Source organism: Thermodesulfobacteriota bacterium, assembly GCA_040753795.1.
In the GTDB taxonomy this organism is placed as follows: domain Bacteria; phylum Desulfobacterota; class Desulfobacteria; order Desulfobacterales; family Desulfosudaceae; genus JBFMDX01.
The window spans coordinates 1-7,816 of sequence record JBFMDX010000038.1; the positions used below are offsets into that span (position 1 = coordinate 1).

At 54.5% G+C, this 7,816-nt stretch carries 6 protein-coding genes; 2 read left to right on the top strand and 4 right to left on the bottom strand.

The window, feature by feature from the left end:
- The first annotated feature begins 180 nt into the window (after nucleotides 1-180).
- Nucleotides 181-987, top strand: a complete 807-nt coding sequence (locus tag AB1724_20310; GenBank protein ID MEW6080161.1) for a fibronectin type III domain-containing protein — start codon at nucleotides 181-183, stop codon at nucleotides 985-987.
- 24 nt (nucleotides 988-1,011) lie between these two features.
- Here the strand turns inward: AB1724_20310 and AB1724_20315 are convergent, their stop codons facing one another.
- Complete coding sequence (locus AB1724_20315) at nucleotides 1,012-1,314, bottom strand: hypothetical protein (protein MEW6080162.1); 303 nt, start codon at nucleotides 1,312-1,314, stop codon at nucleotides 1,012-1,014.
- A gap of 75 nt (nucleotides 1,315-1,389) precedes the next feature.
- On the opposite strand from AB1724_20315, the gene AB1724_20320 reads away from it, so the two are divergent.
- Nucleotides 1,390-3,345: a tetratricopeptide repeat protein gene (locus AB1724_20320; protein MEW6080163.1), complete on the top strand. Its 1,956-nt coding sequence runs from the start codon at nucleotides 1,390-1,392 to the stop codon at nucleotides 3,343-3,345.
- Between the two features lie 101 nt (nucleotides 3,346-3,446).
- Here AB1724_20320 and AB1724_20325 read toward each other — a convergent pair whose 3' ends face one another.
- The 3 genes from AB1724_20325 to AB1724_20335 are packed head-to-tail and all read right to left on the bottom strand — an operon-like array spanning nucleotide 3,447 to nucleotide 7,585.
- Nucleotides 3,447-3,929, bottom strand: coding sequence for an adenosine-specific kinase (locus tag AB1724_20325; GenBank protein MEW6080164.1), 483 nt, complete (start codon nucleotides 3,927-3,929; stop codon nucleotides 3,447-3,449).
- Between the two features lie 55 nt (nucleotides 3,930-3,984).
- Nucleotides 3,985-6,054, bottom strand: coding sequence for an alpha amylase C-terminal domain-containing protein (locus AB1724_20330; protein ID MEW6080165.1), 2,070 nt, complete (start codon nucleotides 6,052-6,054; stop codon nucleotides 3,985-3,987).
- A 13-nt stretch (nucleotides 6,055-6,067) separates the two neighbouring features.
- Nucleotides 6,068-7,585: a glycogen/starch synthase gene (locus AB1724_20335; GenBank protein MEW6080166.1), complete on the bottom strand. Its 1,518-nt coding sequence runs from the start codon at nucleotides 7,583-7,585 to the stop codon at nucleotides 6,068-6,070.
- Nucleotides 7,586-7,816: the final 231 nt, after the last annotated feature.

Consider the following 7,816-nt stretch of genomic DNA (forward strand, 5'->3'; position numbering starts at 1 on the left):
CGGTTGAAACGGTTTACTTCAGCGTTTTCCATGGTATACTCCTTTCGTAGGGGCGCCCATAATTGAGCACGGGCAGGAGTATACGCTTTTAATTATTCCGCCGCGAAGCGGCTTCGTTCAACAACACCTTTAGCGGTTTCCCCGGGAAACGGATCGATTCAGGCGTCTCTAACGCCTGCTTTGACGATTGATTACATTATTGACCCGGCCACCTGCGGCGGACATCACAAGACCCGCTGGCAAATCAGCAGAAACCCCGGATTTAACGGGCTGACCTATAATAAAAATACTATCCGCAGCGATGCCTTCAGCCATCAGGTTGCTCCGGGGGTGTTACAACCGAATACAACCTACTACTGGCGGGCGAGGGTGTGGTGCGACAGCGGATGCAAGTCTTATTATTCGGAGACCTTCTCTTTTACGACTGGAGCGGCCCCGAACGATGCCAACAATAACGGTATTCCCGATGACCAGGAGATCGGCGAAGAAACGGATTTAGACGGTAACGGACAGCCGGACGGACAAGGGGATAATTTCAGCGGGGTGAACACCGTTGTTAACAATATGTATGTCGCCATTGAAACATCTGAGAACATAACCTTTCTACAATCATTGAACAATCAGGACCAGAGCATTCTTGATGGAATGCCGGCCAACATGCCGTGGGGTCTGATCAATTTCAGGGTGGAAACCACTAATCCGGGAGACACCGTCCAGATAACCATCTACTTTGACGAGAAGGCGCCGAATGGTTCCGTCCTTTACAAATATGACCCGGTTGAAGGATGGATCGACTATTCCGAACATGCGGCCTTTGCGCCAAACATGAAATCCGTGATTATTGAAATTCAGGATGGCGGGTTCGGAGATTTAGACGGCGTTGCCAACGGCGTTATTGTTGACCCATGCGGTATCGGCACGAACAGTAAGGGCGGCGGCGGCGGTGGTGGCAGTTGTTTTCTGGACACCATTTCAGAAAACCCGTAGCCGACAATACTTGAGAGGTGTCGATTAGCCCAGCATGTCCGCGGACCTGTCCCTGGCCATGGCCGGATCCGTTGATTTATCCATCAACTCCTCCCCCATGCCCAGCAAGCCCTGAATCGTCAGGGCAATGTCGGATATTTTGCAGGGATCGTTGATCACCCTGCCCCCGGGAATTCCCGGCCCCTTGAAGGCCATGACGATACCTCGGGTGTCCAGGGATCCGTGCCCGCCGAGAAAACCGGTGATAGGCGGAAGGTATGAAGGCAGGGGCACCCCGAGGTTGGCGGCCAGGCCGTTGGTGATGGGCAGATGCCAGCCGTCTTTCATAAAGATCATCACGTCGGGCCGCAGGCCCCTGGCCGGATCATCGATGAATTCATGGAATAAGTAACCGAAAAAACAATGAAAACAGATAAATCAGACGGTACTGCCAGGACTATTCTGGTCTGCGCAATTATTACCGTTATAACTTTAATGGTTTACTGGCCGGCGTTGAACTGCGGGTTCGTGTTTGATGATTACCCGTATATCATCGAGAATCGTCATGTGCGTACGGGACTGACCTGGGAAAATATCAAATGGGCCTTTGGCTTTAAAGGCCTGGATCACTGGCTGCCGGTGTCGTTTGTCTCTCATATGGCGGATGTGCAACTGTTCGGCCTGAATCCCCGCGCCCATCATCTGGTCAATATCATCATCCATATACTCAACGCCCTGCTGCTTTTTTTCATGCTGCGATCCGGCACCGGCCGGACATGGCCGAGCGCGATAGCGGCCATGCTGTTTGCCCTGCATCCGATCAACGTCGACTCCGTCGCCTGGGTGGCTGAACGAAAAAATATTTTAAGCACGTTCTTCGGGCTGAGCGCCATCCTGGCCTATATCCGCTATTCCAGGGGCCGGCGTCCTGGTAATTATGCGCTGGTTCTTATTCTGTTCGCCCTCGGGATCATGTCCAAGGCGATGTTAATGACCTTGCCGTTTCTTCTGCTCTTACTGGATTACTGGCCGCTGAAAAGGTTTCGTCCGGGTGCCGTAACCGGAAATTTCAATCTGATCCTGGAAAAAATCCCGCTGATTGCAATTTCCATCGCCGCTTTTCTCATTACCTCGTTCAAATTGCAAACGCAGAAAATGTTTGTGCCGGCGGAAGTGGTATCAATGCCCCTGCGGGTTGCCAACGCCATCGTCTCGTATGCGGCCTACCTCTGGAAAATGATCTGGCCGGTGAACCTGGCGGTATATTACCCGTACCCCGAGGCGATCCCCCTCTGGAAAGTGGCGGCGGCAGGCCTTTTTGTCATATCGGTGACTGTTTTGATTGTCCGGAAAAGAAAAGAAAAACCGTATCTGGTTACCGGCTGGTTCTGGTATCTCGGGGCTCTGGTGCCTGTCCTGGGGATCAAGCAGGCGAACCTCTGGCCGGCACTGGCTGATCGCTGGGCCTATGTGCCGTTTATCGGCATCTTTATTATCGTCGCCTGGGGAAGCGTCGCGTTTTTCAGCCGCTACCGGCTTGTCAAATCAGGGTTGATCATATCAGTGACCATTTTTGCGGCCATGGGTATCGCCGCTCATGCCCAGACCAGACACTGGAAAAGCAATGTTACCCTATTTGGCCATGCCATCAACGCCACCGAAAACAATTATGTCGCCTGTAATTTTCTGGGCATGTCCCTTTTAAGGCAGGGAAACATTGATGACGCCATTAGAAACTTTGAAGCGGCCCTGGCGATTAAGCCGGATTACCCGGAGATTCGAAACGGTTTGGGAACGGCGTTATACCAGAGAGGCAGGATTGAGGAAGCCCTCGTCCATTATAAAGAAGCGGTGAGGCTGAAGCCCCGCTTTCCCGAGGCCTACAACAACCTGGGGATTGTGTTGAGAGACCAGGGCAGGCCCCGGGAAGCAGTTGAATATTTTCAAAAGGCGATTGACCAGCAACCGGATTATTCCGAAGCCTGCGATAATCTCGGCCTGGCCTGTGAAATGATGGGAAGGGTTGATGAGGCAGTTGAGGTCTACAAGAAGGCGCTGGCCATCGACAGCAATGATCCTGTGGCTCATCATAACATCGCCCTGATATTGGCCGGAAGGGGACAGACGGATGAGGCCATCGGCCATTACCGGGAGGCCTTGCGCTACAAACCCGATTCAGCCGAGATTCACAACAACCTGGGCCTGGCTTTATTCGCAAGAGGCCGGCTTGATGAGTCCCTGACTCATTTTCAGGAGGCACTTAAGCTGTATCCGGGAAATCCGGTTATTCTTTCCAACATTAACAGAGCGATTGTCGCGAAGAGTGCCGGGAAAGCCATACCGTATCATGATGACAAACCGGTCGGCCAGGCCCGATAAGTTTTTATCTGTCAACGGTCTTCTTCCGCCCCTTGCCCCCTCGACCCCTTGGACCCTGCCTGCCAATTCAATCGGCGATGCGCCTCAATTAAGGGTTGATTTTACAATTTATATTTAAATTTCCGTAGCAGGTCCTTTCGCCAGGCAATCCCCTCTTCTTTTTCAACCCCCTTGGGAGAAGACCCGTCAATGACCCCCAGGACGCCCCGGCCCTGTTCGGACTGGGCCAGAACGACTTCGACCGGGTTGGCCGTGGCACAGAAGATGGTGCATACTTCCTGGCACATTTTGATGGCGTTGAGGACATTGATGGGAAAGGCATCCTTGAGGATAATGATAAAGGTGTGGCCGGCGCCGATCTTCAGCGCGTTTTTCCCGGCCGCTTCCTTTAATGCCTCGTCATTTCCCTCCAACCGGACCAGGCAATCCCCCGAGGCTTCACAGAAACCGATGCCGAACCGGGCTCCGGGAACAGATCCGGCCATGATCTCGTACAGGTCCTCCACTGTTTTAATGAAGTGGGTTTGCCCGAAAATGATGTTGCATCCTTCCGGAATATCCAGTTGTTCCGTCTTCAGTTCCATCGTCTGGCCTCCTTATTTTAAAAACGGTTCTGCGATATCAGTCGGTCAGCCCCATTCAAAACGGCGGCACGGCGGAAGCCCCGCCATCCATCTGCCGGAGAACAATGACCGTGCGGGTGGGCAGGTACAGGCTGACAATGGCGCCTTCCGATACGTTATCCGCCGGCATGGTGAAATATTCCTGGTCCGGCGCCAGGCGTCCGTGGCCGCCATAGAGCGGGCTGTCGCTGTCAAGGATCAGCCGGTATTTCCCCGGTGACGCGGCTACCCCATAATCGACATGGGACCGGGTGGGATGAAAATTAAAAACGAACACCAGGCCGCCTCGCCGGAAAGCCAGGACCTTGTCTTCATTGTGCTCGGAAAGCAGGTACGGCCAGGGGTCGGCAAAAAGCGCAAAGGTGTTGGCCAGCGCGATCATGTCCCGATCGAACTGCTTCAGAAAACGATATTTGAGATCGGGATGATCCGAAAGCGACCACTGCCGCCGGGCATAACGGTAGGACCAGCCGTTGCCGGAACGGGGAAAATCGATCCATTCCGGATGGCCGAATTCGTTGCCCATGAAATTCAGATATCCCCGGCCGGCCGTGGCCAGGGTGATCAGACGGATCATCTTGTGCAGGGACATAGCCCGGTCGATGGTCAGATCCGTGTCGTCGACGTGCATGTGATCGTACATGGCGGCCCCGGCCATACGGAAGATCAGGGTCTGATCACCGACCAGTGCCTGATCATGGGATTCGGCATAACTGATGGTCTGTTCATCCTGGCGCCGGTTGTTCAACTCATACCAGAGGTGGCCCATGGGCCAGGTTTCATCCGGAAACTCCTTGACCAGCTTGATCCAGTAATCCGGAACCCCCATGGCCATCCGGTAATCAAACCCGAAGCCGCCCTCTGACACCGGGACCGCCAGGCCCGGCATGCCGCTGATGTCCTCGGCAATGGTGACGGCGTCCGGCCGGACCTCATGGATCACGGTGTTAGCCAGGGTCAGGTAGGCCAGGGCATCCTCATCCACGTTGACGTTGAAGTAATCACCGTAGGAGGTAAAGGCCTTGCCCAGGCCGTGATCCAGATAAAGCATGCTGGTAATGCCGTCGAACCGGAAACCGTCAAAACGGTATTCATCCAGCCAGAAGCGGCAATTGGACAGAAGAAACCGCAGCACCGGCAGCTTGCCGTAATCAAAGCACCGGGAGTCCCAGGCATGATGGGTGCCGCGCGGGCCGTCGTGAAAGTACTGATAGCGGGTTCCGTCAAAGCAGCTCAAGCCTTCCACTTCGTTGTTGACGGCATGGGAATGGATCAGGTCCATGATCACTGACAGGCCGGCGCCGTGGGCGGCGTCGATGAGCGCCTTTAAGTCATCGGGCGTGCCGAACCGGGAAGAGACGGCAAAAAAACTGGAGACATGATAGCCGAAAGAACCGTAATAAGGATGTTCCTGTATGGCCATGAGCTGCAGGGTGTTGTAGCCGGAAGCGGCAATGCGGGGGAGCATTTTTTCGGTAAACTGCCGGAACGTGCCGACTCGGCCCTCTTCCTGGGCCATGCCCGTATGGGCCTCATAAATAAACAGTTGATCGGACCGCCTTGCCGGGCGTTCATGCTGCCAGGAAAAGGCCGGGGGATCCCATACCTGGGCGTTGAAAATCAGGGTTTGCGGGTCCTGAACGACCCGCCGGGCGTAGGCCGGAATCCGGTCGCCGCCGCCGCCGTGCCAGTTGAGATAAATACGGTAAAAATCGCCGTGGCGCATGGCCTCCGCCGGCAGCCGGATCTCCCACACCCCCTCATCATTGATCTGCTCCAGGGCGAACTGTTTTTTCTGGCGCCAGTCGGTCATGCTGCCGATCAGAAAAATGGACTCGGCATGGGGCGCCCACTCCCGGAATACCCATTCATTGTTCTGAAAATGAAGTCCGAAATAATCATGGCCGAGGGCGATATCGGACAATCGCGCTTTGCCGCCATCGGTAAGACGGGCGGAAACATCATCAACACGAGCCAGTCGGCGCTCCAGAGCAGGAAGATAAAGATTGAGATGGGGATCCGCTTTGAGCAGCGGCCGCAGCCTGGCCGGAACATGGGGCGGATTGTCCTTCAGGGTATCCGACATGTCAGATCATTCATCAAGGATTTATAAAGGGGCGCTTGAGCATTTTTTCATAAAGATCGATATAATGCTGGGCGGTGACGGAATGGTTAAACGACTCGAGGCTCTCGGTCATAATTCGCGAGATTTCCTTTTTCCTTTTCAACTGCGACACATAGTAAAAATGAATGGCCTGATCGATCGCCCATAAAAATCCGTTGGCGTCCAGCACGTTAAACAGAAAGCCGTTGCCGGTTCCGCGTTTGATATCCAGGTGTTCCACCGTGTCGTGGATACCGCCGGTATCATGGGCCACGGGCAGGGAACCGTAAATCGGGCCGATCATCTGGGGCAGGCCGCAGGGTTCGAAGGCCGAAGGCATGAGGATGAAATCCGAGGCGGCATAGGCCAGCCGGGACAGCTGTTCATCAAAGTCGCAGACGGCCACCCGCTGATGAAGATTAAACTGGTTGACGATCTGCCGCAGGTAGGGCTGGAATTCCCCGTCGGCCACGAACACGATCTGCATGGGCAGCCCCCAGTACCGGGAGACCACATCGTAAAGGATATGGGCCATGAGCGGGCTGCTCTTCTGAATGCGGTCCAGCCGCGACGGCCAGAAAAACACCGGCGCGTGGGGATCTTCCAGCAGCCCCAGCCGCTGCTGGAGATAAATCTTGTTCTCCTCCTTGCCCTTGACATGGGTCTGGGCGTCATAGCGGCAGAACAGGTCCGGATCTTCGACCGGGTTATAAGACGGATCCGGGCTGTTTAAAATACCAACGGCGCAACCGGCGTACCATTTATTGGCCAGTTCCCGCTGAATCGACGGCTCCACGAAAGTGTGCCGGCCGTTGACGACTTCGGATAGAAAAGTGGGACTGACCGTGTTGACAAAATGGGAGGCGAAAATGCCGCTGGTCAGAAAATCCACCGGATTGGAGCCGCGGCTCTCTTCGTAATTGTATGGCGGCCGGGTGAGAAAAAGATGGTTCCAGAAGGAAGCGATATCGATCCCCCGGTCCTCGATTTCCGCCATGGTCCGCTTAACGGTAAAAATGTTATGAATCGTGAACAGGCAGGGGATCTCCAGGGCCCGGGCCATGGCCGGTATCAGGCCGGTCATCCAGTCGTTACAGTGAATCAGGTCGGGCTTGACCACGGGGACGATATTGTTGATCACTTCCCGCTGAAAAGCCAGTGCGATCTTGATGTTTTCCATGGAAGAGCGGGAATAAACGGTGTCCATATAGAAAAACGCCCGGTCCCGGGCCAGATGGATCCGGTTTTCCGGCATCTTCTTTTTAATATTTTTGAATTCCTTTAACAGAACCGGGTCGGCGTTGCCGTCAAATATGGTCCGATAATCCGGCAGGGCCACATGCACGTCCCCGCCCTGTTTAAACAGCGCGCTGATCAGAGCCGCGGACACATCCGCCAGTCCGCCGGCCTTGGCAGTCAGGTTATTGGTGCCATTGCCCATCCCCTGGGGAAGGTAGGTAACTTCCGGGGTTACCACCAGCACCCGCGGTTTCTTATCCTTCTGTTCCACCATCACCTAACCACTTAATAACTTAACCACTTAACCACTTAACCACTTAACCACTTAATCACTTAATCACTTAACCACTTAACCACTTAATCACTTAATCACTTAACCACTTAACTCTTTCACGCCCAGGTCATCAGGCCGGGACTGAAACGGATAAAATCATCCCCCCTCGGGATTACCCTGACCGTGAATCCGAAACGGCCGGGAAGGTTGCAGGGCAGATCACAGCCGTAA

Coding starts and splice junctions, on each gene's coding strand:
- AB1724_20325 (MEW6080164.1), bottom strand. CDS start 3,929: ATGGAACTGAAGACGGAACAACTGGATATTCCGGAAGGATGCAACATC.
- AB1724_20315 (MEW6080162.1), bottom strand. CDS start 1,314: ATGAAAGACGGCTGGCATCTGCCCATCACCAACGGCCTGGCCGCCAAC.
- AB1724_20330 (MEW6080165.1), bottom strand. CDS start 6,054: ATGTCGGATACCCTGAAGGACAATCCGCCCCATGTTCCGGCCAGGCTG.
- AB1724_20335 (MEW6080166.1), bottom strand. CDS start 7,585: ATGGTGGAACAGAAGGATAAGAAACCGCGGGTGCTGGTGGTAACCCCG.
- AB1724_20320 (MEW6080163.1), top strand. CDS start 1,390: ATGAAAACAGATAAATCAGACGGTACTGCCAGGACTATTCTGGTCTGC.